Origin of the sequence: Halorarum halophilum (assembly GCF_013401515.1) — an archaeon.
Lineage (GTDB): Archaea > Halobacteriota > Halobacteria > Halobacteriales > Haloferacaceae > Halorarum > Halorarum halophilum.
In genome coordinates this window covers 3027535-3052316 of the sequence record NZ_CP058529.1, presented here as the reverse complement: position 1 = coordinate 3052316, position 24782 = coordinate 3027535, and the positions used below count along the sequence as shown (strand labels likewise).

Here is a 24782-nt window from a genome sequence, read left to right as displayed (position 1 = left end):
GCTCGTCACAGACACCGATCGCCGACGGGACGACCCACTACTCGAGCGGATCCCACCCGGTGTACAGCAGCACAGCCGACGCGGCGAACGTGAGCGCGACGGGAACGAGGGTGAGTTGGGCGACCACGTACGATCCCGACCCGGGTTCCAGGTACAGGAAGCAGAACCCGAGTAGGACGAGGAACAGGATGTCGATCCCGAGTATCGTTCGCGAGGCCGCCTGGAGGAGTCCCATGGCGTGACGTTCGGGTGGGAGCTAATAAACGTTCAGCCGCCGTCCCGATCGGGAGTCGGTGGCGTGCGAACGTCGTTCGCGGCCGGCCGTCCCGACCTCAGTCGCCGACGTACCGAAGGGCGCCGTCGGACATCTTCGGCGCGACGTACAGCGCGTCGTCGACGCCGTTCCGAATGCCGTCCCTGATGTCCAGCTCCCAGTTGGAGCCGTCGTAGGCCCCCGCGTCGGGCTGGTACATCATCTCTGCCTCGGGGAGGGTCTGGTTCCACCACCACATCAGCTCGCGGTGGTACTTGTCCTCGCCGGTGGCCTGCCACTGACGGATGTGGTCGGCGACGTTGATCGTCTTCGTCCCGCTCGACCCCTCCGGGTCGCCGATCGGCATCGGCACGTCGCGTTCGGGCTTGAAGTGGGTGATGGACTGGATCCAGTCGGGGACCAGGTCCAGCGCCCACAGCGCGGAGATGCCGTTGGCGGACGAGCCGTCGGGCATGATGTCGTACTCGCCGTTCGTCCGTCGCTCGTCGAACGTCGCGTCGTCGACCTGCTGTTGTTCGACTTCGATCCCGAAGTCCTTGAGGTTCTTCTTGAGCACCTGGATGTCCGGGCGCTCTGCACCGTTCATGATGTTGAGCTTGAAGCGCTCGCCGTCGGGGGTCATCCAGTTGCCGCCCTCCTGCGTGTACCCCTCCCGCTGGAGCAACTCCGCCGCGCGTTCGGTGTCGTTCTCCCCGTACAGGGTGAAGTCGCTCACGTCGATGGTGCCCTCCGTGAGCACCTTGCCGGGCACCCGACACGGGGCCCACTCGAACAGGCGGTTGACGCCCTGGAGCAGGGAGGATACCTGCTGACGGTCGAACACGTGGCAGACGGCCTTGCGAACGTTCACGCTCGTGAAGGGCGTGTCGTACCCTTCGACGTCGTGACCGCAGTTGAACGCGAACAGCTTGTTGCTGGATCTCCCCTCCCGGAACAGCGTGTGGCCCTCCGGGAGCTGGGCCTCGAGGTCGGTCGAGACGGGGAAGCCCTTGTGTGCGGCGTCGACCAGCCCGTTCGAGTACGGCTGGGTGGGCTTGTCCTGGGAGAAGAGCTTGAGCGCGAACTCGTCGAAGTTGATGTTGTCCGCGTTCGGGTGGTCCTCGTACTTCTCCAGGATGACGATGTTGTCGCCGACCTCCGAGATCTGGAACGGCCCGTGACCGATCGGGTCGTCGGAGAGCGCCGGGTACTTCGCCGACGTGATCTCCCCGATGACGGCCTCCTTCTCGTCGCCATCGCCCTCCCGGAGCCGCTGGTGCCAGTCGCTCCACTTGTCGTCGTCGTGCTTGGTGAAGATGCCGCGCCCGAGGTTCCCGTGGTATGAGCCGATGGTGTTCTGCACCGCGAAGATCTCGGACATCGGGTCGTGGAGGGTGACCCTGATGGTCCGGTCGTCCACGGCCTCGATGGACTTCATGACCTGGTGGGCCCGCTTGCCCTCCTCGGCGCCGGCCTTCAGGATCTCGAGTTCGATCTGCTGTTCCATGACGTAGTCCTGGGCGACGAACTGATCCCCGTTGTGCCAGGTCCACTGGTCGCTGAGGGTCGCTTCGAGGACGGTGTCCTCGGTCATCTCCCAGGACTCGGCCATGAGCGGATACGCCTCGTTCTTCGTCGGGCTATACACCGCCAGGCGGTCGAACATCGCGGCGCCCGGATGCCAGCAGCCCGTCTGGGACGGGTTCCAGGGGTTGAGGTGGCGCTCCGTTGGCGGGACCCCGCTCGTGAGCGGGTCGAACACCCTGAAGCGAGTCGACGACCCGTTGCCGCCGTTTCCTCCGTTGCCGCCGTTCCCGCCGTTCCCGCCGCCGTTTCCACCGGGTTCGGGCGGGTCGTCACCGGAACAGCCGGCGAGCAGCGCTGCCCCGCCGGCCGCCCCCGTCTTGAGGAACGTGCGTCTGGTACTCAGCTCTCTTCGCCAGTTGCTAGGGTCTGGCATACCACAGCATTGCGAACCCCATGGTATATAGTTAACTATCGTTCAGCTCGAATCCGTTTCGATGGGATCGTTCACCGAGATGGTTCAGATGGACGGGACTTGACGGAGTTCGAGTCAGTCGAAGATCCCGTCGAGGAAGGGGTACAGGTCGGTGATCGCGACGCGACCCGCCCCGCGCCCGGACTCGTAGGCCGCCATCGTCACGGCCGTCGCCTTCAGACCGTCGCGGGCCGTCGCCGGGGGCTCCGCCCCCGTCTCGATCGCCTCGAGGAACGCCGTTCCCTTGCTCAGCCGCCGGCTGTAATCGAGGTGCGGGCGGTGCTCGGTCCCCTCGGCGTCGATGGTGTACCCGGTCCGCTCGTCCCACTCGGTCCCCTCCAGGTACACCGCCCCCTCGTCGTCCCAGAGGTGGACGTGCTCCCGCGTGCGGGCGACGATCCCCGAGTCGGAGACGTTCCCCACGGCCCCGTTCGCGAACTCGATGACGATCGAGGACTGCTTGTCGAATATCTGGTCCTCGTCGTGGAAGTCCACGTGGGCGTTCACGTGCGTCGGCGTGAGCCCGGTCGTCCACAGGATCGCGTCGATGACATGCGTGCCGACGTTGAGGAGGTGCCCCCCGCCGCTCAGTTCGGGGTCCATCCGCCAGTCGTCCATCGTCTCGTAGTACTCGCGCCAGTCGTGGGTCAGCTCCCCGGTGACGAACGTCGGCTCCCGGTCGCCGAGCGCCCACCGGTCCCTCGCCAGGTCGTACGCCGGATTCAGGTGGCGCTGGTAGCCGAGCATCACCACCCGATCGCTCGCCTCGGCCCTCCGGGTGATGTCGTGCGCGTCCTCGACGCTCGTCGCGATCGGCTTCTCGCACAGCACGTGCAGACCGCGGTCGAGCGCGGCGAGCGTCTGGTCGTAGTGGAGCCCGTTCGGCGTCGCGATCGCGACGGCGTCGAGCTCCGTCCCGTCCAGCATCGCCCCGTACTCCGCGTACCTGGCGGACTCCGGGATGCCGAGTTCGCGGCCCGCGTCCGCGAGGCCGCTCGCGCTGACGTCGGACACCGCGACCAGTTCGGAGTTCGGGAGTTCGACGAACTGGCGCCCGAGGCGGACGCCGAGGCTGCCGAGGCCCACGAGACCGACCCTGATCGCGTCGTCAGATTCCGAGTGTTCGATCATCGAGGTGGTAACGACGTCCGCCGAGCGGAGCATAACAGTTTTGCTTACCGACTGATCGTTCCTGGCTCCGACACGCGAGGCGGGGAAGACCGTTCCCCACACGGGAACTCGAATCCCGTCGTTCGGACCGTCATTACGAGCGTATGTTTGTAAGGATGACTGGGGAAACGGGGACGCTCGAACGACACCGTCCCGATTTCCGCAGGGAGGAGCCGTGAGCGAGCCAGTTCCCGACACGCGGGTCGGTTACGAACCCGTTCCCAGCATTCCCTCGTCGCCGCTCCTGCTCCCGTCGATCCCGGAACTCCGTTCGTAACGCAGGAACCGGCGGGGACAGGGACTCGAGGGGGGCACTCGCACGAAAACGCGGGGGCTGTGGGTCGCTCGTCGGGATCGAAGCGAGGTCGGGACGGTTCGGCGGGAGGTCTTCCCCGGAACGGACGGAGTGACCCGGCAGAACTGGTTCGGCAGGCGGGAACGGGGTTGGGGGGCGGCCTGCCTGTCTATCGGCGGTCGACCTGTGCGTCCGCGTCGACGTGGTCCGCCAGCGAGCCGTGGTTTCCGGCGAGCGAGATCGAACCGGCCCCCCGGGCCCGGAGGAACGTCCCGGACTCCGGGGCGGTACAGCCGCCCACCCTCGTCTCCGCGACGTCGGTGACGGATACCGCCGGCGAGGGTTGCGGATCCGGAACTCGGAGTCCGTCGACCGAGACCAGTTCGACAGCCTCGCACTCGAGCGCCGGGGCGTCCGGCGTCCGAATCTCCACCCCGTCGAACGACACGTCGGCGAGCGACTTGCAGAAGAACGCGTGGGAGGCGTCGTAGTTCTCGGCCATCGCGGGAGAGATATCCGTGGCGTCGAGCGGCCGGGTCGCGTCGATGCGGACGTTCGAGAACGAGATTCCTTCGAACGGGCGTTCCGGGAGTCCGGCCATGAACCCCGCGGAGGAAACCTCGGTGGCGGTGATGTCGTGGAAGTGGACGTTCCGGACCATCGGGGTCCCCTCGTCGACGGGGAGCGGCTCGCTGTCGATGTCGGTGAAGTAGTAGCCGTTGACGACGAACGGGCAGCCGACGCGGCGCATGACGATGCTGTCGAACCGGAGGTCCTCGACGACGCCGCCGCGACCGCGCTGCGTCTTGATCCTGATACCCCGGTCGGTGTCGGTGAACGTGCAGTTCGAGACGACGACGTCCCGGACATCGCCGGACATCTCGCTCCCGATGACGATCCCGCCGTGTCCCGCCTCGACCGTGCAGTTGGTGACGGTGATCCCCGAGGCCGGCCGGCCGACCTCCCGCCCCTCCGCGTCCTTGCCCGACTTGATGCAGATGGCGTCGTCGCCGGCGTTGATGTAGGTGTCGCTGATCCGGACGAACTGCGAGGAGTCGACGTCGATGCCGTCGCCGTTCGGCGCGTCGGCCGGGTTCTCGACGTTCACGTCGTGGATCGTGACGTCCTCCGAGTAGACGACGTGCGTGTTCCAGAAGGGGGAGTTCCGGAGCGTGACGCCCGAGACGGTGACGTTCTCGGACTCGTACACCTGGAACAGCGGCGGCCGGTGGGTGAAACTGCTGACGTCGTCGGCGTTCTCGTTCCGCTCCTCGAACTCCGCCAGGCGCTCCAGCAGTCCGTCGGGATGCTCGGACTCGGGCGCGTCGTAGAACTCCCACCAGTAGTCGCCGCTCCCGTCGATCGCCCCCCGACCCGTGACGGTGACGTTCTCCGCGTCGGCGACGCGGAGGCAGGGGTGGAAGCCGACCTGGTCCCACCCCTCCCACCGGCTCTCGACCGTCGGGAACGCCGCGTAGTCGCGGACGAACGCGATCGTCGCGCCGGCGTCGAGGTGGAGGGTCGTGTCGTCCCCGACGCGGAGCGGCGCCGTCCGGTACGTCCCGGGCGGGACGTGGACCGTCCCGCCGGTCTCGGCGCAGTCGTCGAGGGCGTCCTGTATCGCGTCGGTGTCGAGTTCCTCGCCGTCGCCCGTCGCGCCGTACTCGCGGACGTCGTACCGACCGGTGGCTGTTTCGTGCATCGTCCGGCTATCTCGGAGGGCGAAAATAAGGGTTGCGACGGCACGAACGGGCCGGAGGAAGGGTCGCCGGACTCCGTCAGGAGACCTCGACCCGCTTGGCCCAGCTGCGGAGCCACGCGCGCGTCCCACTGCTGGGAACGCGGAGCGATCGGGAGTGCTCCGCGAGGTCGGGGTAGCCGCCGACCTCATCCTGACTGTCGACGACCGCACCGCCGGCTGTGCGGACGTTCTCGACGATTCGCTCGTCGTGTTCGGACCGGTCGGCGGGGCGCGCGCCGGCGTTCCGGAGGTTGTGTGTCTCGACCCGGTCGGTGGGGATCCGTTCCAGCTCGTCGGGCCACAGCGGCCGCTCGTCGAGCAGGGTGATCCCGTCCCCGATCATCGGGACGTCCGCGTCCCAGTCGAGGACGTTGCCGTCGGCGTGGACGCTCCCCTCGCCGAAGACGTTCGCCTGCTCGCTGACGGGTCGCTGGAACACGTTGCCCTCGATGCTGTGGGCGGTGTCGGGGTCGGCCCACATGCCGTCCTCGTACCGGTGGACGAGGTTGTTGGCGATGACGGTCTCGGTACCCTCCTTCAGGCGCGGGTTCCGGTCGGTGGCGAACGCCAGGACGTTACCGACGTACGTGACCCGCTTCGCCCGGTCGCCGATAATGGAGTTGTAGCCGTGCTCGCCCTTCGAGTGGGTCGCGTCGTTCAGCGGCTCGGCGATCAGGCAGTTCGAGATCGTCGTGTCCGTCGTGTCGTAGCCCGCGTTGATGTTCTCGTCGACCGACCACGTCCCCGTGCAGTGGTCGATCACGTTGTTCGCGGTGCCGTCGCCCGTCTGGATGGCGTCGGGCTCCCAGCTGGTGTCCTGGCCGGCGTCCCCCGGCCGTACGCGAACGTGCTGGACCACGCAGTCGTCGGCGGACAGCCAGATCCCCCCGCGGACGAGCGTGATGCCCGGCGACGGCGCCGTCTGGCCGGCGAGGTACAGTCGATCGTTGGTCACCGTGAGCCGCTGGGCATCCAGGTCGATGGTCCCGCTGGTCTCGAAGACCACGACGCGCGGTCCGTCTACGCCGACGGCGGCTTCGAGCTGACGACGCGTCGGCTCCGTGATCAGGATGACGGGCGTGTCGTTGTCCAGCCACGGAGCGGGGTCCGCGAACCCGTCACCGGGGTCGAACGCGGACGCGCTCTCCGGTCCGTCCGAGTCGTCCTCGCCGTCCGATATGCTCGGCGTCCCGAGCGTGACCGACGACCCCGTCGCGCGGTCGCCGTCGCTCGTGTCGGCGACCGCGCGCACCTCGTAGTACCGTCTGCTCGTCAGCCCGCCGAGGTCGACGGAGAACTCGTCCGTCTCCGCGAGCGTCGTCGACTCCGTCGCGGTCCACGACTCCGTCGGAACCTCCCGGTACTCGAAGTAGCACTCGGCGGACTCCGCCCCGCCGAGGTCAGTCAGTTCGCCGCTGAGGGTCGCGGAGGACGCGGTCACGTCCGACGGGGAATCCGTCGAGACGAACGGTACGCCCTCCTCGACCGAGACGCTCCCGGCGACCTCGACGTCGCCGATGTCCCGATTCGTGTCCGGCGAGATCCCCGACAGGTTCCGGTGCTGCGCGGTGCACAGCGTGCCCACGTTGTGGCTCGTGACCGGGATCCCGACGTGCGCCGCCGAGTCGAGGTCGACGTTCTCCGGTCCGAGCTGCGCGATCCGCGTCCAGTCGCTCCCGTCCGTGGAACCGTACGCTTCGACCGTGTCGCCGCTCCGGCGCAGCCGCAGCCAGTCGGCCTGCACGCTGCCGCCGTCCACGTCGCTCTCGTCCTCTCCGCCCGACGTCGTGCTGAGCGTCTCCGTCCCGGCCTCCGGTCGCCACTGCAGCGAGGCCGCCCCGTCGGGCGTCCGGCGGAGCATCACGTTCTTCGCGTCGTCGTCCAGCGTCTCCCGGACCATGAGCCCGGTCTTCGCGAAGGCGTCGGTGCGTTCGAGTTCCGTGTTGCGCACCGTCACGTCGAAGTCGCCCTCCAGCGACTCGTAGTAGAAGTGGAACGCGTCCACCTCGCTCCAGATGTCCGCGCCGCCCCCCTCGATGGTGATGATCGTCGCAGCCGCGGCCCCGCTGCTGGCCAGCGGAACCGCCGCGGTACCGATACTCCCCGCTCCGATCGCACGCATGAGCGTGCGCCTGGTTGGTGCCATTGGTTACACCGGGAGGAACCTAATAGCATTCCGTTATAAAGGTTATGTCAACCCGTACCAAGCTATTTTGATCCGTGTAGTATCTGACACCAGCATCGATCTCCGCCGAGCCGACGGGACGGCTCCGGAACCGGGCGCGTCGACTGTTGCGACCCGAAAGACGAAGTTCCGCACCGACGATGCCCGTATCATCATGTCCACGACGCTGGCCGGCGAACTCGTCGAGTCCGTCCGACGGCACGCCGATACCGTCTTCGAACACGGCCGCGACCGATACGGCGACGACCGAACGCCGCTCCTGGCCGACGCCGTCGACGCCGGGACGCTTGACGCCGTTCCCTACGACGCCCGCGACGTGGACGACGGCCGTCGGCTCTCGAACTTCGCCGTCCAGCAGGAGTTCCTCCGGACGCTCGTCGGGCTCGCCCGGTCGACCGGGGCGACCGAGTACCGCGACGAGGCGGCGGCGCTCACCTCGTGGGTCCTCGAGGAACTGTCCGACTCGGCGGGCCTCCTCTACTGGGGCGGCCACGCCGCGTACGACCTCGACGCCGACGAACTCGTGATCAACAAGGACGCGCACGAACTGAAGTTCGAGTACCCGTTCTACGAGTTCCTCTGGGAGGTCGACGCCGAACGGACCCGGCGGTTCGTCGAGGCGTTCTGGAGCGCGCACGTCGTCGACTGGGGGCGGCTGGACTTCAACCGTCACGGGGAGTGGGACGGGGCCGTCGGGAACCCCTGGGACGACGAGTACGAGGGGGGCGACGTGTTCTTCTGGGGCGAGGGGCTCACGTTCGTCAACACCGGGAGCGACCTCTACTACGCCGCCGGACTCCTCTCGTCGTTCGCGAACGAGGCGGCCCCGCTGACGTGGGCCGAGCGGCTCGCCCGTCGGTACGTCGAGACGCGTCAGGAGCCCGGGCTCAGCGGCTACCAATTCAGCCAGCACCCCAGCTACTGCAACGGGCCGGCGATCCGAGGCGACCGGGCGCAGTACCAGTTCGCCCCGTACATCCACGGCGACCACCTCGTCTACGAGGGAACGCTGTTCCGCCCCCGTCCGATCGTCCAGCGGCAGCAGCTCGCGCTCGGCGACCGGCTCGGTCCGCGGGGGGAGTCGTTCACGCGGTGGGCATTGGAAGAGCTCCGGGCCTGGTACGAGGTCGCCTACCGCTCGGACGCGAACGAGTTCGAGCCGATGCTCACCGACGGGCACAGCCTGGAGGGGTTCGTCTGCCGGCGCAACGGGTACTTCGGGCCGAAGGGGCGCGTCGTCGGCCCCATCGACGCCGGCCCGGAGTTCTTCTGGACGTACGCGCGGGCGAGTCGGCTGACGGACGACCCGGTCTGTTGGCGGGCCGCCCGGGACATTGGCCGGGGGCTCGGCCTGGGCGAAGTCGGCCGCCCCGATTCGAAACCGGACCTCAGCGCGTCCGACCGCACCGACCCCCCCGACTACGCGCTCCTGTACGGACTGCTCGAACTCCACCGCGCGACGGACCGGGGGGAGTACCTGGAGGCGGCCCAGACGCTCGGGACCGACCTCCTGGAGGGCCGGTTTCGGGAGTCCACGGGGGCCTTCGTGGACGACCGAAATCGGGCTCGGCTGGACGACCCCGTCCCGCTCTCCCTGCTCCACCTCGCTGCAGCAATCCGGGAAGAGAGTGCCGCAGACCTCCCGACGCCGGTCGGCGCTCCCCGGACGCCCGAGGGTGGAATCTGACTCCACGTCGCGTCGCACCGGAGGACCGTCCGCCCGTCAGGGAGTCCTGTACCGTTAAGTCGGGCGCTTCGCAAGGGATCCCATGAAACGATATCGCACGGACGTGCGGGACGGCACCCTCCACCTGGAGCGCAACGACGGGTGGATGACGGTCGGCGCGATGGACGACATCTGCGAACTGGTCGGGGGTGAGGAGTACAGCATCGAGTACGACGAGCGGGAGCGGGCTGCAGCGTGGCTGGACGACGACGAGGGGACGGTCACCTTCGACGTGCGCGAGACGCTCGCGGACCTGACCTTCGACGACGAGTTCGTCGGACTCGTCGCCGAGGTGGGGATGGACGAGGTCGACGAGGAGGGGTACCCGCTCCGGACGTCGATGTTCGCCGACCTGCTGACGCGCATCTGGGACGCCAAGGGCGACATCGACTCGCTTTCCGAGTGAGTCCCGTCCGGCCCGGAGCCGCTATCCACTCGTCGCTTTGCGGGGACGGGGGTCGAGCGTCGGTCGTCGAGGGTGGGGCAAACTTATCACCGAATCGGTGCAGGGGTACGGTATGGATTCGAATCAGTCGCGACGGTCGCTCGCCGTTCCGGAACGGTCGATCCTCGACGCGTGCGGCGAGACGCCGCTCCCCGAGATGGGGCTGATCGAGCAGGTCTGGGAGACGGACCCGATCCCGCAGGCGGACGTCGCCGAACGCGCGTCACGGGCCCTCCAATCGCTCCCGTTCGACGACGTTCCGGCCGGCGGCGAGGTCGCACTCGGCGTCGGGAGTCGCGGTATCGCGAACCTCCCCGGCATCGTCGCCGGAGCGGTCGACGGGGTAGACGAGTTGGGGTACGAGCCGTTCGTGTTCCCCGCGATGGGGAGCCACGGCGGGGCCACAGCCGAAGGGCAGCGCGAGATGCTGGCCGAACTCGGCGTCTCGGAGTCATCCGTGGGTTGCGAGATCCGGTCGAGCATGGAGGTCACCGAGGTCGGTCGGACCGCCGATCGGGACGTGCCGGTCGTCGCCGACGCGAACGCGGTCGCGGCCGACGCGATCGTCCCGATCAACCGGATCAAACCGCACACCGACTTCGACGGCACGGTCGAGAGCGGCCTTTCGAAGATGCTCGTCATCGGAATGGGCAAACAGCGCGGGGCGAAGATCGCCCACGACTGGGCGGTCGACTGGTCGCTGCGCGACATGATCCCCGAGATCACCGACCGGTTACTCGCGGAGCTCCCCGTCGCGGGCGGCGTCGCGATCCTGGAGGACCAGCACGACGACACGACGCGGATCGAGGCGATCCCGCCCGAGGGCTTCCTCGACCGCGAGGCGGAACTCCTCGAGACCGCGTACGATATCATGCCGACGCTCCCGTTCCCGGAACTCGACGTCCTGATCCTCGACCGGCAGGGGAAGGACATCAGCGGCCAGGGGATGGACACGAACGTCATCGGCCGCCGCCCGTTCGCGATCCAGGAGCCCGAACCCGACTCCCCGGACGTCAAACGGATCTACACGCGGGGGCTCACCGAGACGACCCACGGGAACGCCATGGGGATGGGCTCGGCCGACTTCGTCCACGAGGACCTGCTCGAAGAGATCGAGATGCCGACGACGCTCATCAACGCCCTGACGGCGAGTACGACCAGGGGCGTCCGGCTCCCGCCGGCCGTCGAGACCGACCGCGCCGGTCTCGTCGCGGCGCTCTCGACCATCGGCGTCGTCGACCCGACGACGGTCCGCGTCCTCCGCGCCGCCGATACGATGCACCTCCACCGGCTCTACGCGTCGAGGGCGCTCGTCGACGAAGCGCGGGACCGCGACGACCTCCGCGTGCTCGAGGACCCCTCGCCGATCCGCTTCGAATCGGGTGACTTCGCGGCGCCCTCACCGCACGAGAAGTCCGGCGTCGAGAACCCCGAGCAGGACTGAGTTCCGGTCGGTCCCCGTTTTCTCGCACGCGCGTTCCGCGAAGAAGGAGTTCGGTCGTCGAACGGGCCGGTGCGAGCCGTCAGACCTCCAGGTCGTCGACGTCCACCTGCCGCCGTTCGTCCCAGGCTCGATGACTCGCCTCCGTGAGCTGGACCCCTTTCGCCCCCTCGGAGAAGTCCCAGGGGAACGGCTCGTCCGCGACGACGTGGCGGATGAACTGCGCCCACTGCTGCTTGAACGCGTTCTCGAACACCCGGTTGTCGGGCACCGGCTCCCAGTCCTCGTGGAACTCGTGTTCGGTGGGCGTGTCGGGGTTCCACACCGGTTTCGGCGTGTTGGAGTGGTGCTGCGTCTTGCACTCCCGCAACCCCGCGACGGCGCTGCCGTCCGTGCCGTCGACCTGTATCTCGAGCAGGTCGTCGCGCTTCACCCGCACCGTCCACGAGGAGTTGAGCTGGGCGACGACGTCGTTCTCGAGTTCCATGATGGCGTAGGCCGCGTCCTCGGCCGTCGCATCGTACTCCTCGCCCTCCTCGTCCACCCGCGTGGGGATGTGGGTCTTCCCGAGACACATAACCGACTCCACGCGGCCGAAGAGGTTCTCCAGCACGTAGCTCCAGTGGGAGAACATGTCGTCGATGATCCCGCCGCCGTCCTCCGCGCGGTAGTTCCAGGACGGCCGCTGTGCCGGCTGCACCTCGCCCGAGAACACCCAGTACCCGAACTCGACGCGCACCGAGAGGACCTCGCCGAAGTAGTCCTGGTCGATCAGCCGCTGGAGCTTCATCAGTCCGGGGAGCCAGAGCTTGTCCTGCACGATGCCGTGTTTGACCCCGCTCTCCTCCGCCGCACGCGTGACCTCCAGTGCGGTGTCCAGGTCGTTGGCCAGGGGTTTCTCGCAGTACACGTCCTTCCCGGCCTCGATCGCCTTCAGGAGCGCTCCGGGGCGCCGCGGCGTGACCTGCGAGTCGAAGTAGATCTCGTCGTCCCCCTCCAGGCACGAATCGAGGTCGGGGTCCGCGACCCATCGGTCGACGTCGTGCTCGTCGCTCAACGCCTTCAGTTTGCGCTCGTTCCGCCCGACGAGCAGCGGGTCCGGCACTACGCGCTCCCCGCTGGGTAGTTCGACGCCGCCCTCCTCCCGGAGTGCCAGGAGCGATCGGATGAGGTGCTGGTTCGTCCCCATCCGACCGGTCACTCCGTTCATGATGATACCGAGCTCTTGCATGGTCGTACTGCGTCGGTCGGAATCGAGCTGTAATAGCGTTTTGGTCACGACAATGTAAGACGTTAGAAGGGGCTGACAGGTCGGTGGTCGGTTCCACGGTTCTCGCACTTACCGCTCGAACACGCGACGATCTCGCCGTCGAACGGAGAACCGTCGATAACGCGCGTGCTTCCCGCGTCGGGAGCGTCAGGGACCGGGGCTCCTCGCCGACGAACTCGTTGTTACGACCAGTATCTTCTTGTATTCGGTCGCTGGATTCCCGATATGGGCGCGAAGATAGGCTACGTTGGCGTGGACCACCACCATCGCGATCCGTACTTCGCGATCGCGAGCGGGCTCGACCTCGAGATCACGGCCGTCTGTGAACCGGGTCGGCGGATCGACCTCGGGAACCTCGCCGCGATGGACGATCGGCCGGACGAGATCACGACCGAGGGACAGGAGGTCGCGGACCTCGTGTCGGATGCGACCGTGTACGAGGACCCGCACCGCCTCGTCGCCGACGGGGACATCGACGTCGTCTGGATCACGTACCGCAACGACGAGACGCCGTCGATCGTCGGGAGCGCCGTCGACAACGGCGTCCACGTCATCAGCGAGAAGCCGATCGGGCGGACCGCGGCCGACCTGGAGTCCGTCGCGGAGCGGGCGAACGAGGCGGGCGTCACCGTCTCGCCGACGACGTTCTACCGGAAGAACCCAATCACGATGGAGCTCCGCGAGAAGGTCCGTGACGGCTTCTTCGGTGACGTCTCCACCGTCCAGGGCCGGTTCAACGCGAGCCAGCTCTCCTACCGGAACACCGACCACTACATCTACGACGAGGCGACCAGTCGTGGCGGCGCCCTCCAGTGGATCGGGCCGCACTGGGTCGACATGATGCCGTGGGTGCTGGACGATCCGATCGCCCGGGTGAACGCTCGATTCCACGACGCGGCCGAGGTCGACGTCGAGGCCGGCGCGGTCCTCCAGTTCGAGACCGAGGGCGGAACGCTGGGGACCTATCACACCGGCTACTACCTGAACGAGCGGGGCAAGGACACGCACCTCGGCATCTACGGGACCGAGGCGCAGGCCCGAACGCCCGTCCACCACGACTCCCTCCAGCACGAGCCGACGGTCCCGCTCGAACTCACGTCGGAGGACCCGAACTGGTCGGCCACCCCGACGCGGACCACCGAGTTCGAGTTCTCCTACGACCGCTTCCCGGCCTGGGGTGACTTCGTCCAGGACTACTTCGAGGCGTACTTCGAGGGCTACGAGACGGGGGACGTGCCCGCGACGGTCGACGACGCGGTCCAGTTGCTCAGAGTCCTCGACGCGGCCTACGAGTCCGGCGACCGTGGCGAGTGGGTCGAAGTCGAGGGCTGAAATCGCCGGACGTTCCCGGTTGAGAACCGATTCCCCGACGCGTGAATCGGGCGAGTCGAGAGACCCGAACCGCTGCCTCGTTCGGGAACCAAGCGATTGAAGGGCTCGAACCCACACGGGGAACGCCACGAACTTCGAGTCCGTCGTCCCGAGGCCCTTCCGCGATATCGATCGATACCTGCTGGAGGTAGGTTTCACTCCTCCCCCAGTATATTCACTTTGGCCGTCAGCTACCTCCTTATATAAAATATCAAACTTGTATAAGAGTCGTAACTACGACCCATTAATTTCCGATGTCGAGGTTTTTCTGGCACAATATCCCATATTCTGTTTATTATTTCCTAATATTAATATTTCTTCAACCTGTTAGATCCTCATTTCCGTCGAAGAACTTTACCGGATTCTTCTCGTGATATGTATCTGATTTTTATTACATCTCCTCTTCATTACGGCAGTGGTGGGACACCGACCCGATGAAGATCAGTGCTGGCTGAGGGGACGATGCTCCGAGCAGGCCGGTACCCGTGTCGAGGAGTTTTTCGGGGGAGCGACACGCCGGAGAACGTGTGGGGAGTAGCCAGCGACGAGCCATCGGAGATGGACGGGTGGGAGCCCGGTGACGAAGGTCGGTTCAGGCACCGAGTTTAACCGGGCGCTGAGCCAACGGTTCCCCATGGCCGACCAGCGTGTCGCCGCAGAGACGACGGGTCGGAACGTCGCCGGGGAGGTCCCGGAGGACGAGCCCGACGCGGTGACCGACGACGTCACCGTCCACGACGACGACGTCGAACTCGAGCGGACCATCGGGCTCGTCGGCGGGCTGGCGATCGGCATCGGCACGATGATCGGCGCGGGGATCTTCGTCTTCCCCGGCCTGGCGGCCTCGAACGCCGGCCCAGCGGCCGCCCTCTCGTTCGCGATCGGGGGCGTGATTGCGTTGCTGGTGGCCCTCCCGACCTCCGAACTGGCGACGGCGATGCCGCGGAGCGGCGGCGGCTACTACTTCATCTCGCGGGGGATGGGCACGGCCTACGGCGCGATCGTCGGCCTCGGCTTGTGGCTGGGTCTCGTGTTCGCCTCGGCGTTCTACCTCGTCGGCCTGGGCCACTACGCGACCGCCGTCTTCGCCGAGGTCGGAATCGCGCTCTCGTTCGATCCCGTCATCGCGATCGGCCTGCTGTTCGGCGCGGGGCTGACGGCGCTGAGCATCGGCGGGACGGAGAACACCGCAAAACTGCAAAACGGCGTGGTCGGCATCCTCCTCGTGGTCCTGACGGCCTTCCTCTCGTACGGCGTCCTCGACGCGGTCGGCGTGTTCGGTGAAGGGGCCGTCCCGGAGACGTTCTTCTCCCAGGGGTACTTCCCGGTCCTGACGACCGCCGCGCTGGTTTTCACCTCGTATCTGGGGTTCGCCCAGGTCGCGACGGTCGCGGGGGAGATCAAACAGCCGAGCCGGAACCTCCCGCTGGCGATGGTCGGCTCGGTCCTCGTCGTCACCGCGTTCTACGTCGTGACGATCTTCGTCGCGACGAGCGCGTTCGGCGCGGACCGGCTGGGGACGTTCGGGGAGACGGCCATGGTCGAGGTCGCCCGCGAGTTCCTCGGACTGCCCGGCGCGGTCGCGATCCTGGTCGCCGGCCTGCTGGCGACGTTCTCGAGCGCGAACGCGTCGATACTCAGCGCCTCGCGGGCGGTGTACGCGCTGAGCCGCGACGCCCTGCTCCCGCGGCGGGCGAGCGAGATCAACCTCCGGTACGGGACGCCCCACGTCGCACTCCTCGCGGCCGGCGGCCCGATCCTCGTCCTCGTCGCGACCGGCCAGGTCGAACTGCTCGCGGAGGTCGCGTCGTTCCTCCACCTGATCATGTACGGGCTGATCTGCGTCGCGATGATCGTGTTGCGACGGCGGGACCCGGACTGGTACGACCCCAGCTACCGGATGCCGGGCTATCCGGCGTTACCGGCCGTCGGCGCACTCGCAAGTTTCGGCCTGATCGCGTTCATGCAACCCGCGTCGATCGCCATCGGCGTCGCGGTCATGGTAGTTTCGTACCTCTGGTACCGATACTACGCTGGGGACGTGACCCTCAAAGGAGCCATCAGACAATGACAGACCGACCGTCGATACTCGTCCCGATCCGCGTGCTCGAAGGGGAGTCGATCCCGGAAGGGGTGCCCGAACTCCTCGCGAACGCCCACGTCGTCCTGCTTGGGTACCACGTCATTCCCGAACAGACCGCGCCGGGACAGGCACGCATGCAGTTCGAGGAGCGCGCGACCCAGCGGCTCGACGAGTACGAGGCGATGCTCGCGGACGCGGGGGCGACCACCGAGCGTCGACTCGTGTTCACCCACGACGGGCAGAAGACGATCGATCGGACGATCAGGGAGGAGAGCTGCCTGGCCGTGCTCGTCCCGAACGCGACCGGCCCGCCCGAGGACGTGCTCGTCGCCGTCCGCGGCGCCGTCGGGGTCGACCGGCTCGCCCGCGTCGTCGCCGGACTGTTCGGCGATACGGACGTCTCCGTGACGCTGTACCACGTCGCCGACGAGGACGAGACCGACGACGACATCCGGACGCTCCTCGACGGGGTGGCGGATCGGGTGACCGATCTCGGGATGGACGCCCCGGCGATCGAGACGCGGATCGAGCGCGACCGGGGTCCGCTCGACGCGATCGTCCACGCGGCCGACCAGTTCGACGCCGTCGTCATGGGCGAGTCCGATCCGTCCCTGGCGACGTTCGTGTTCGGGATGCCGGCCGACCAGGTCGCAGAGCGGTTCCTCGGCCCGGTGCTCGTCGTTCAGCGCGAGTCCTCCACGGGGGAGGAGTAGGTCGCGCGTCGGCAGGCTACCGGACCGAGACGACGAGTTCCCCGTCGGCCGTCCGGGCGCGTTCGTACACCGTGACCGTCCCGTAGCTGCTCACCCGAACCTCGTAGTCGTCCGTCTGGAAGCGCAGCTGCCACTGGGAGTCGTCGTGAGCTGCCAGGCACTCGAACACGTCGGGGTCGACGTGGTCGTAGATCGGGCTGTCCAGCTCGACGGGGTCGACGCCGTCGATCTCCCCGAGCTGTTCGGCGATCGTGACGAGGATGGGGTTCGGACCGGGGGTCCCCGTCCACGTCGTCTCCCCGAGGACGCGTTGGCGATCCGCGGCGGCCCGCGACCGGCGTTGCCGGGCGTTGTGTCCCTCGATGAACACGCCCGCTGCGACGGCGCAACTCGTCAGCGTGAGTATCTTGTCGTTCAGCCCGCCGATCGGCGCCCCGCGGAACAGGTGGAGGGCGACCCACCAGGCGCCGATCGACGCCGAAACCAGCGCTCCGATCCAGCCGGCCTTGACGATGCTCTCGACCTGATCGGCGTCGAAGCCACCGTCCCGGAGCCGGAGGGAGAACACGACGAGGGCGGTCGACGCCGCGAGCGGGACGGCGATCTCGGGGAGGTTCGAAACGACCGTCCCGGAGTCGAGCGGAACGTAGGCCAGGGACGCGAGCGCCGTCAACCCGATGAGGATCGGAAAGCTATCCCTCCAGGGGAGCGGTCGTGAGCGATACTGCACGTACCGAACCACCCCTCGAATCGGGATAAACGCCACTCAAAATTTCGTGCCCGAAGCGTCGTAACTTGTCGGGGTCCTCCGAAGATATTCACCATCGGACACCTAGGTGGAAACCGTGGGAGCGAGTTCGCTGTGGCGCCCTCGCGGACGTCCTCGCCGCGATCCAACCGGCCGTTTCGACGGAGCCGTCGATCCTGTCGCACGCGACGTATCCCCCCCAGCGAGGGCGGGGCGTACACTCTTGTGAGACGGGGACCAACCGTCGGCCCACTCCACGATGTCGAGAGAAACAGCGATGTCGCCGGAGCGAGTGTGCGCGTCGGGCCGACGGACCGGGAACCGACCACTGTCTCAGTCCGGCGATGACTGAGCGGGGGCGCGATCTGTCGGGGGTGTTCGCCCCCGAGCGGATCGCCGTCGTCGGCGCGACCGAGCGCGAGGGGTCGGTCGGCCGCGCGGTGACGGCGAACCTGCTCGCGGACTTCGAGGGCGAGGTCGTCCCGGTGAACCCTGGCCGCGACTCGGTACTCGGCGTCCGGTGCGTCGCGAGCGTCGCCGACGCCGACGCGGACCTGGCGGTGATCGCAGTCCCGTCCTCCGCGGTCGCGGACGTCCTCGAGGAGACCGGTGAGGCCGGCGTGCGCGACGTCGTCGTGCTCACGGCCGGGTTCGGCGAGACCGGGTCAACGGGCGCGACGCGCGAACGCGAACTCCGCGAGATCGCCGCGGCGTACGGGATGAACCTCGTCGGCCCGAACAGCCTGGGCGTCATGAGCAGTCCCGTCGGGCTGAACGCGACGTTCGGGCCGGACGCGCTGCCGCCGGGGAGCATCTCGTTCATGAGCCAGTCGGGGGCGTTCGTGACCGCCGTCGTCGACTGGGCGAGCGAGGCCGGCCTCGGCTTCAACGACGTCGTCTCGCTGGGCAACAAGGCCGTCCTCGACGAGACCGACTTCCTCCGCGAGTGGGGCGGCGACCCGGAGACGGACGTGATCGTCGGCTACCTCGAGAGCATCAGCGACGGGCGCGCGTTCGTCGAGGTGGCCCGCGAGGTGACCGACGACACCCCCGTCGTCGTGGTGAAGTCCGGCCGGACCGACGCCGGCGCACAGGCCGCGTCGAGCCACACCGGCGCCATCGCGGGGAGCGACCGCGCCTACGAGACCGCACTCGCAGAGGCCGGCGTGATCCGCGCCGGGACGGTCCAGGACCTGTTCGACGCGGCCCGGGCGTTCGCGAGCGGCCAGGACATCGCGACCGACGGCGTCGCGGTGGTCACGAACGCCGGCGGGCCGGGCGTCATGGCGACCGACGCGGTCGGCGACGCCGACCGGCTCTCGCTAGCCTCGTTCACCGACGACACCATCGGGACCCTCGGCGAGGCGCTCCCGGACGAGGCGAACCGCTACAATCCCGTCGACGTCGTCGGCGACGCCGACGTCGGACGCTTCGAGGCCGCGCTCGACGCGACGCTCTCGGATCCGGGCGTCGGCGCCGGCGTCGTCATCGTCGCCCCGACTGCCACGCTCGACTTCGGGGCGCTCGCGGACGCCGTGGTCGACCTCGGCGCCGAACACGACGTGCCCGTCGCCGTGAGCCTGATGGGCGGCCCGCGACTGGCCGAGGCCCGCGAGACGCTCCGGGACGCGCACGTTCCGACGTACTTCGACCCGGCCCGTGCGGTCTCCGGGCTCGACACGCTGGCCGAGCACCGGGCGATCAGCGGGCGCGAACGCCGCGAACCCGAGCGGTTCGACGTCGACCGCGACCGCGTCCGCGAGACGCTCGCGGCGGTCCGGGAGCGGGAGGACAACCAGCTCGGCGTCGAGGCGATGGACGTGCTCGACGCGTACGGCATCCCGACGCCCGTCGGCGAGGTGGTCGACGACCCCGCAGACGCCCGCGAGCTGGCGGAGCGGATCGGCGGCCCCGTCGTCATGAAGATCGTCAGCCCGGACATCGTCCACAAGTCGGACATCGGCGGCGTGAAGGTCGGCGTCGAGCCGGGCGACGTCGCCGACGCCTACGAGGATCTCGTCGCCCGCGCCCGTAACTACCAGCCCGACGCCCGGCTGCTCGGCGTGCAGGTCCAGGAGCTGATCGACGTCGACGCCGGGGTCGAGACCATCGTCGGCAGCCACCGCGACCCGCAGTTCGGCCCGCTCGTGCTGTTCGGGCTCGGCGGGATCTTCGTCGAGGTGCTCGAGGACGCGACGTTCAGGCTGGCGCCGGTCGCGGCCGCCGACGCCCGCGAGATGACCGGCGAGATCGACGCCGCGCCGTTGCTCCGGGGCGCGAGGGGTCGCGACCCGGTCGACCTCGACGCCGTCGTCGACGCCATCGGGCGGCTCTCCCAGCTCGTCGCCGACTTCCCCGCCATCGTCGAACTCGACGTCAACCCGCTGGTCGCGACACCCGAGGGCGTCCAGGCCGTCGACCTGCGGCTGACCGTGAACCCGGAGGAACTCCCATGACACGAACGCTACTCGTCACCTCGACCCGAGAGAGCATCGGCAAGACCGCCATCGTTCTCGCGCTCGGTCGTATCGCGGCCGAGCGCGGGCTATCGGTCGGTTACATGAAACCGAAGGGGACGCGCCTTCGGAGCGTCGTCGGCAAGACGCTCGACGAGGACCCCATGCTGGCCCGGGAGGTGCTCGACACCGGCGCCGAGACCCACGAGATGGAGCCGGTCGTCTACTCGCCGACCTTCATCGAGGGGGCGGTCCGCGGGCGCGAGGACCCCGACGCGCTCGCCGAGCGCGTCCGGGAGGCGTTCGACGGCCTCGCTGAGGGGCGGGACCTGATGCTCGTCGAGGGAGGCGGCGACGTCCGGACCGGCGGCGTCGTCGGCCTCACCGACCCCGACGTCGCGGAGCTGCTGGACGCCGAGGTCCTCCTCGTCGCGGAGTACCAGGAGCCCGGCGACGTCGACGAGGTCCTCGCGGCGGCCGCGGACGTCGGCGACCGGCTCGCGGGCGTGCTGTTCAACCGGGTCGGCGACACCGCCTACGACACCCTGGAGTCGGACGTCGTTCCGTTCCTGCGCTCGCGGGGCATCGAGACGGTCGGCATCGTCCCTCGCCGGACGGACCTCGCCGGGGTGACCGTCCAGACGCTCGCGGACGAACTCGGCGCGGAACTGCTTACTGACGGGGACACCGACGCGGTCGTCGAGCGGTTCCTCGTCGGCGCGATGGGCGGGGAGGAGGCGCTGCGCTACTTCCGCCGGAGCCGCGACGCCGCGGTCATCACGGGCGGCGACCGCGCCGACATCCACACCGCCGCCATCGAGGCGGGCAGCGTGAACTGCCTGGTGCTCACGGGCGGACACCGTCCGCCGGGGTCGGTGCTCGGCGCTGCGGAGTCGGCCGGCGTCCCGATCCTGCTGGTATCGGGCGACACGCTGACCACGGTCGAGCGCGCCGAGGACGTGGTCCACAACGGGCGGACGCGCGACGAGCACACTATCGACGTCATGCAGAACCTGCTCGCGGATCAGGTCGACACGGAGCGACTCCTCGGCGGGGACGAGGAGTGAGTCGAGGTCCGGAAATCGCGGATTCCACGCCGATCAGATCGGCTCCCTCCGGTCCGTGGAACCCCGGGAGTGGTAAGGGAGGGTGACTTTTCACGCCGGAATACATCGTACTTATTCTAACCCATCTATATGGGCGAACATGGATAGCGTCGAAGATGGTCGGGTGAAACCGATCGACATTCTGTTGGTCGAACCTAATCCGGGGGATACCCGCCTGTTCACGGAGTCCTTCAAGGACGGGAGCATCACGAACCAGATCTACGCCGTCGGGGACGGCGAGTCGGCACTCGAGTTCCTCCATCAGCGGGGCGAGTACGAATCCGTACCCCAGCCGGACATCATCCTGCTCAACTTCAAGTTGCCGGGGACGAGCGGCGAGGACGTGCTGGCAAGGCTACGGGGGGACCCGAAGTTCAGCGAGATTCCAGTGGTCGTGCTCACGAGTTCCGAGGTCGAGGAGGACATCGTCAGGTCGAACGGGGTCGACGCCGACCACTACCTCCAGAAACCGGTGGAGTCCGAGGACTTCGTCGATTTCGTCCAGTCCATCGAGGCGTTCTGGCTCACCATCGTCCGGGACTCCTCGAAGTAGCGGTCCCCCGGCCCGTTCGACGGCGAGTCGGAGCCGACGTCGAATTACTCCGTCACTTCCTCCCGTCGAAAAATCCTTTGACTCCGACGGTCGTACTTCGGCCATGTCCACCGACGCGCTCGACGAACTCGACTTCGGGATCCTCCATCTGCTCCAAGAAGACGCGCGCAACATCTCGCCGGTCGACATGGAGGACGAACTCCCGGTCTCCGACACGACAATCCGCAACCGCATCGAGAAACTGGAGGAGCGGGGGATCATCGAGGGGTACGTCCCGCTCATCAACTACGAGAAGGCCGGGTTCCCGTTGCGGGTCAAGTTCGCCTGCACCGCCCCCGTCCAGGAGCGGTCCGACCTCGCGGAGGAGGCGCTCGAACTCCACAACGTGGTCGACGTCGAGGAGATGCTGAGCGCCCACGAGAACGTCCAGATCCTGGTCGTGACCGATCACGCGGACGGCCTCCACGAGGTCACCTCGCAGATCGACGCCCTGGGACTCACGATCGAGCGGGAGAGCCTCGTGCGGCGGATCCATCGGCGCCCGTTCAACCACTTCGGCGAACACATGGTCTCCGGCGAGAAGTAGCCCCGGCGAAGAATATATTTCTCCCCCTTATCCTTCGAATATTCAAGCACTTTTATGCAGTTACTGTCTTCGAAAGTCACTTTTAGACAATTCTTTTGTCCCATGCCAACTAGGGGTGGCCTATGAACGTACAGGAGGGAGTTCCATCGAACGACGCCGTGGAGGACGACACTGGCGTGGTCCCAGCTGCCATCGCCGAGGCCGAGAGCGTGGGCGTGACCGAACTCGCTTCCCGACTCGCCGGCGAGGCGACGCGCGTGTCGTTTCCGTCTCACCGCCGGGAGGTGGAAGTTCGGGGTAACGGCGCCGTAACCGTCACCGAACCCTCGGGTGGGAAGTAGATGTACCAGTGTCTGTGCAACACCTGCAAGGAGGACAGGATGGTGGACGGCATCGAGGAGGCGCAGGAGTACTTCAACGAGCACGCTGGCCGCGGGTGTGAAGTCGAGATCGTGAAGGCGGACGTGGCCGACGACCAGTTGACCGCCGAACCGACCGCACCGACTGCCTCGGGGAGCGACGCGCAGTCGGCAGACGAGGCTGCTTCGGCCGAGGATACCCAGCCCTCCGACGAGTGAGTTCCCGACCGTCGAGCCGCTGAGAACGGGATGGTGTACTTCCCGCACGTTCCCATCGGTTCCCACACCCTTCCATCGGGCGAACGACCACCGTGACCGACCGGTCCTCCCGGCGGGGAGGCGAACGAACCTACAGTTCGCGGTTCCACCGGGGTCGGGACGGTCGGGAGGAGTGTCCGTCCGTCGAGTTGAGCCGTTTTTCGAGTAGTAACTGTATCAGGGCGAGGTGCCGAAGCGGAGACCGCCTCGTTCCCACGTTAGCGAGACATTCGTTGGCAGACCTAAGTGGTTAGGAGCAACCTACTACGGGTAACAGCCACTCCGTGAGAGTAGATGGAGTCTACGTTGACCAGAATCTGGCAAAAGGTGTCCCGGACGGCATCGCTGGGGATCGAGTCGGTGGGGGACTCGACGGAATCGGTCGAGGCCCGGGAGTCGTCCGAGGAGGATGCGTCTTCCGAGGATCGTTCGTCGTTCGGGGAGCGTTCGTCGTTCGAGGAGGGGGAGACCGGGTCCGAGAGCCCCCTCGGCGACTACGATCCGAGCGCGCTGTGCAGTCGGCGGCACTTCGTCACGGAACTGGGGATCTCCCACGACGAGTTCTTCGCCCGACTCATCGAGGACCAGAGCGGTTCGCTCCCCCAGAAGGAGTTCACCGAGTTCACCAGCCTGTCGAGTTCGACGGTGAGCCGCATCCTGCGGGAGATGGAGGACGACGAGCAGGTCGTTCGGGTGCAGATCGGCAGGGAGAACATCGTCTACCTCCCCGAGCACGCCCCGGCGGGCAGCGTCTCAAGGACCGACACCGCCGACGTCCGCATCCACGCGTGAGCGTTCGATCCGTCTGAGACCTCCCCGGACACGCGAGGCGCTCGACTGGTGAGCAACCGAGCGCCCGGGGTCACGTCCTCAATGGGGTTCCACACAAGCCGACCGTTCTGCCGTTGGCGTGCGAACTTATCACGGCTATAATGAACACGTCGGCGCCGCCTCTCCCGAGCGGACGTAATGACGGACTACTCTCGACGAACCCTCCTGAAACACGCGGGAATGTCGATCGGTGCCGGGACGGCGACTAGCGGGTGTATGGGTCTCTCCGGTGAAACCAGTCCGACCGCCTCCGACACCCCGACCGGATCCCCGTCGGCGTCGACCCGGGGAACCGACGGCCAGTCACCGACGACCGAGGGAACCGACGTGCACGAATCCGTTCGGATCTCCGAGGACATCGAACTCAGGAAACTCCCCTACGAGGAGTGGCCCGAGTCGGACGCGTACCCGTACAACGCCGAGGAGGCCGAGGAGATGGAAGCGCGGACGAACACCTACGAGGGGAACACGGGGCTGCAGGTCGTCCAGAACGCCCGCGTCCTCACGAACCTCTCCGAGAACGTTCGCACCTCCGACGATCCCGTCTTCGAGGACGCCGCCGAGCGGGTCACGGACACGCTCGTCGAGGCGGCACATGGGACCCCCGAGGGGAGCACCGCCGAGGCGATCTACTTCCCATACGGGTACCACTTCAAGCTCCACGGAAACCCCGATCTGTTGATGGAGACGCCCTGGTACTCGGGGATGGCTCAGGGTCTACTCTTGAGTTCGTTCACGCGGCTCTACCGACAGACGGGGGACGAGCGGTACAGCGACCTCGCGGACCGCACGTTCGCCTCGCTCGTCCCGTCCGGGGGATCAGAGCGGTCGAAACCGTGGGTGTCCCTGATCGAGGACGGCCACTACTGGATCGAGGAGTACCCGAGCGAGGTGCCGGCGCACACGCTGAACGGGAAGATGTTCGGGATCTACGGGCTCTACGAGTACTGGTGCCACAGCGGACGGGAGGACGTGGAGACGTGGCTGCTCGCCGCGCTCACGACGATCAGCGACCGGATCGAGGAGTTCCGGGTCCCCGGCGGCCTGAGCTACTACTGTCTCGAACACGAGGGACAGATCGACAAGTACCACTCCATCCACATCGGACAGCTGGAGGCGCTGTATGACATGACGGGCCACGACCGGTTCCACGAGGTGGCCGAGACGTTCAGATCCGATCACGCGCCCTAGGA

Annotated in this window: 21 protein-coding genes; 14 read left to right on the top strand and 7 right to left on the bottom strand. The window is 67.5% G+C overall.

Annotation, left to right across the window (positions count from 1 at the left end):
• Positions 1-37: 37 nt before the first annotated feature.
• The 5 genes from HUG10_RS15325 to HUG10_RS15305 all read right to left on the bottom strand — a co-directional run bounded on the left by HUG10_RS15325 (position 38) and on the right by HUG10_RS15305 (position 7604).
• Positions 38-235 carry a hypothetical protein gene (locus tag HUG10_RS15325; RefSeq protein WP_179170402.1) on the bottom strand — a complete coding sequence of 66 codons (198 nt, stop codon included), beginning with the start codon at positions 233-235 and terminating at the stop codon, positions 38-40.
• Positions 236-332: 97 nt separating this feature from the next.
• Positions 333-2213 carry an ABC transporter substrate-binding protein gene (locus HUG10_RS15320; RefSeq protein ID WP_179170401.1) on the bottom strand — a complete coding sequence of 627 codons (1881 nt, stop codon included), beginning with the start codon at positions 2211-2213 and terminating at the stop codon, positions 333-335.
• 114 nt (positions 2214-2327) lie between these two features.
• Positions 2328-3380, bottom strand: a complete 1053-nt coding sequence (locus HUG10_RS15315; protein WP_394354994.1) for a Gfo/Idh/MocA family protein — start codon at positions 3378-3380, stop codon at positions 2328-2330.
• A 506-nt stretch (positions 3381-3886) separates the two neighbouring features.
• The gene (locus HUG10_RS15310) at positions 3887-5419 is read right to left on the bottom strand and encodes a glycoside hydrolase family 28 protein (protein ID WP_179170399.1); all 1533 of its coding nucleotides are present in this window, start codon (positions 5417-5419) and stop codon (positions 3887-3889) included.
• 76 nt (positions 5420-5495) lie between these two features.
• Positions 5496-7604 (bottom strand): pectate lyase, encoded by a 2109-nt coding sequence (locus HUG10_RS15305; RefSeq protein WP_179170398.1) that lies wholly within the window; start codon positions 7602-7604, stop codon positions 5496-5498.
• Between the two features lie 193 nt (positions 7605-7797).
• On the opposite strand from HUG10_RS15305, the gene HUG10_RS15300 reads away from it, so the two are divergent.
• The 3 genes from HUG10_RS15300 (at position 7798) to HUG10_RS15290 (ending at position 11258) form a co-directional block, all read left to right on the top strand.
• Positions 7798-9330, top strand: a complete 1533-nt coding sequence (locus HUG10_RS15300; RefSeq protein WP_179170397.1) for a pectate lyase — start codon at positions 7798-7800, stop codon at positions 9328-9330.
• An 82-nt stretch (positions 9331-9412) separates the two neighbouring features.
• Positions 9413-9775, top strand: coding sequence for a hypothetical protein (locus HUG10_RS15295; protein ID WP_179170396.1), 363 nt, complete (start codon positions 9413-9415; stop codon positions 9773-9775).
• A gap of 112 nt (positions 9776-9887) precedes the next feature.
• Positions 9888-11258, top strand: a complete 1371-nt coding sequence (locus HUG10_RS15290) for a DUF362 domain-containing protein (protein ID WP_179170395.1) — start codon at positions 9888-9890, stop codon at positions 11256-11258.
• 79 nt (positions 11259-11337) lie between these two features.
• On the opposite strand, the gene HUG10_RS15285 is transcribed toward HUG10_RS15290, so the two are convergent.
• Positions 11338-12486: a Gfo/Idh/MocA family protein gene (locus HUG10_RS15285; RefSeq protein WP_179170394.1), complete on the bottom strand. Its 1149-nt coding sequence runs from the start codon at positions 12484-12486 to the stop codon at positions 11338-11340.
• A gap of 264 nt (positions 12487-12750) precedes the next feature.
• Between HUG10_RS15285 and HUG10_RS15280 the strand changes: the two genes are divergently transcribed.
• The 3 genes from HUG10_RS15280 (at position 12751) to HUG10_RS15270 (ending at position 16692) form a co-directional block, all read left to right on the top strand.
• Positions 12751-13857 (top strand): Gfo/Idh/MocA family protein, encoded by a 1107-nt coding sequence (locus HUG10_RS15280; protein ID WP_179170393.1) that lies wholly within the window; start codon positions 12751-12753, stop codon positions 13855-13857.
• A gap of 673 nt (positions 13858-14530) precedes the next feature.
• Entirely contained in the window at positions 14531-15967 is a 1437-nt protein-coding gene (locus HUG10_RS15275) for an APC family permease (protein WP_179170392.1), read from the top strand.
• Positions 15964-16692 carry a universal stress protein gene (locus HUG10_RS15270; protein ID WP_179170391.1) on the top strand — a complete coding sequence of 243 codons (729 nt, stop codon included), beginning with the start codon at positions 15964-15966 and terminating at the stop codon, positions 16690-16692. The genes HUG10_RS15275 and HUG10_RS15270 overlap by 4 nt, the downstream gene beginning before the upstream one ends.
• A gap of 16 nt (positions 16693-16708) precedes the next feature.
• On the opposite strand, the gene HUG10_RS15265 is transcribed toward HUG10_RS15270, so the two are convergent.
• Positions 16709-17422: a HalOD1 output domain-containing protein gene (locus HUG10_RS15265; RefSeq protein WP_179170390.1), complete on the bottom strand. Its 714-nt coding sequence runs from the start codon at positions 17420-17422 to the stop codon at positions 16709-16711.
• A 362-nt stretch (positions 17423-17784) separates the two neighbouring features.
• Here HUG10_RS15265 and HUG10_RS15260 point away from each other — a divergent pair, with 362 nt between their 5' ends.
• From HUG10_RS15260 to HUG10_RS15225, 8 genes are all read left to right on the top strand, one after another.
• Complete coding sequence (locus HUG10_RS15260) at positions 17785-19896, top strand: acetate--CoA ligase family protein (RefSeq protein WP_179170389.1); 2112 nt, start codon at positions 17785-17787, stop codon at positions 19894-19896.
• A complete protein-coding gene (locus HUG10_RS15255; protein WP_179170388.1) occupies positions 19893-20963 on the top strand; it encodes a phosphotransacetylase family protein in 1071 nt (356 codons plus the stop codon). The genes HUG10_RS15260 and HUG10_RS15255 overlap by 4 nt, the downstream gene beginning before the upstream one ends.
• 139 nt (positions 20964-21102) lie before the next feature.
• Positions 21103-21555 (top strand): response regulator, encoded by a 453-nt coding sequence (locus HUG10_RS15250; RefSeq protein ID WP_179170387.1) that lies wholly within the window; start codon positions 21103-21105, stop codon positions 21553-21555.
• A 103-nt stretch (positions 21556-21658) separates the two neighbouring features.
• Positions 21659-22141, top strand: a complete 483-nt coding sequence (locus HUG10_RS15245) for an Lrp/AsnC family transcriptional regulator (protein WP_179170386.1) — start codon at positions 21659-21661, stop codon at positions 22139-22141.
• Between the two features lie 122 nt (positions 22142-22263).
• The gene (locus HUG10_RS15240) at positions 22264-22482 is read left to right on the top strand and encodes a hypothetical protein (RefSeq protein WP_179170385.1); all 219 of its coding nucleotides are present in this window, start codon (positions 22264-22266) and stop codon (positions 22480-22482) included.
• Complete coding sequence (locus HUG10_RS15235; RefSeq protein ID WP_179170384.1) at positions 22483-22719, top strand: hypothetical protein; 237 nt, start codon at positions 22483-22485, stop codon at positions 22717-22719.
• Positions 22720-23052: 333 nt separating this feature from the next.
• Positions 23053-23550, top strand: coding sequence for a helix-turn-helix transcriptional regulator (locus HUG10_RS15230; RefSeq protein ID WP_179170383.1), 498 nt, complete (start codon positions 23053-23055; stop codon positions 23548-23550).
• Between the two features lie 366 nt (positions 23551-23916).
• Positions 23917-24780 (top strand): D-glucuronyl C5-epimerase family protein, encoded by an 864-nt coding sequence (locus HUG10_RS15225; RefSeq protein WP_179170382.1) that lies wholly within the window; start codon positions 23917-23919, stop codon positions 24778-24780.
• The last annotated feature ends 2 nt before the right edge of the window (positions 24781-24782 follow it).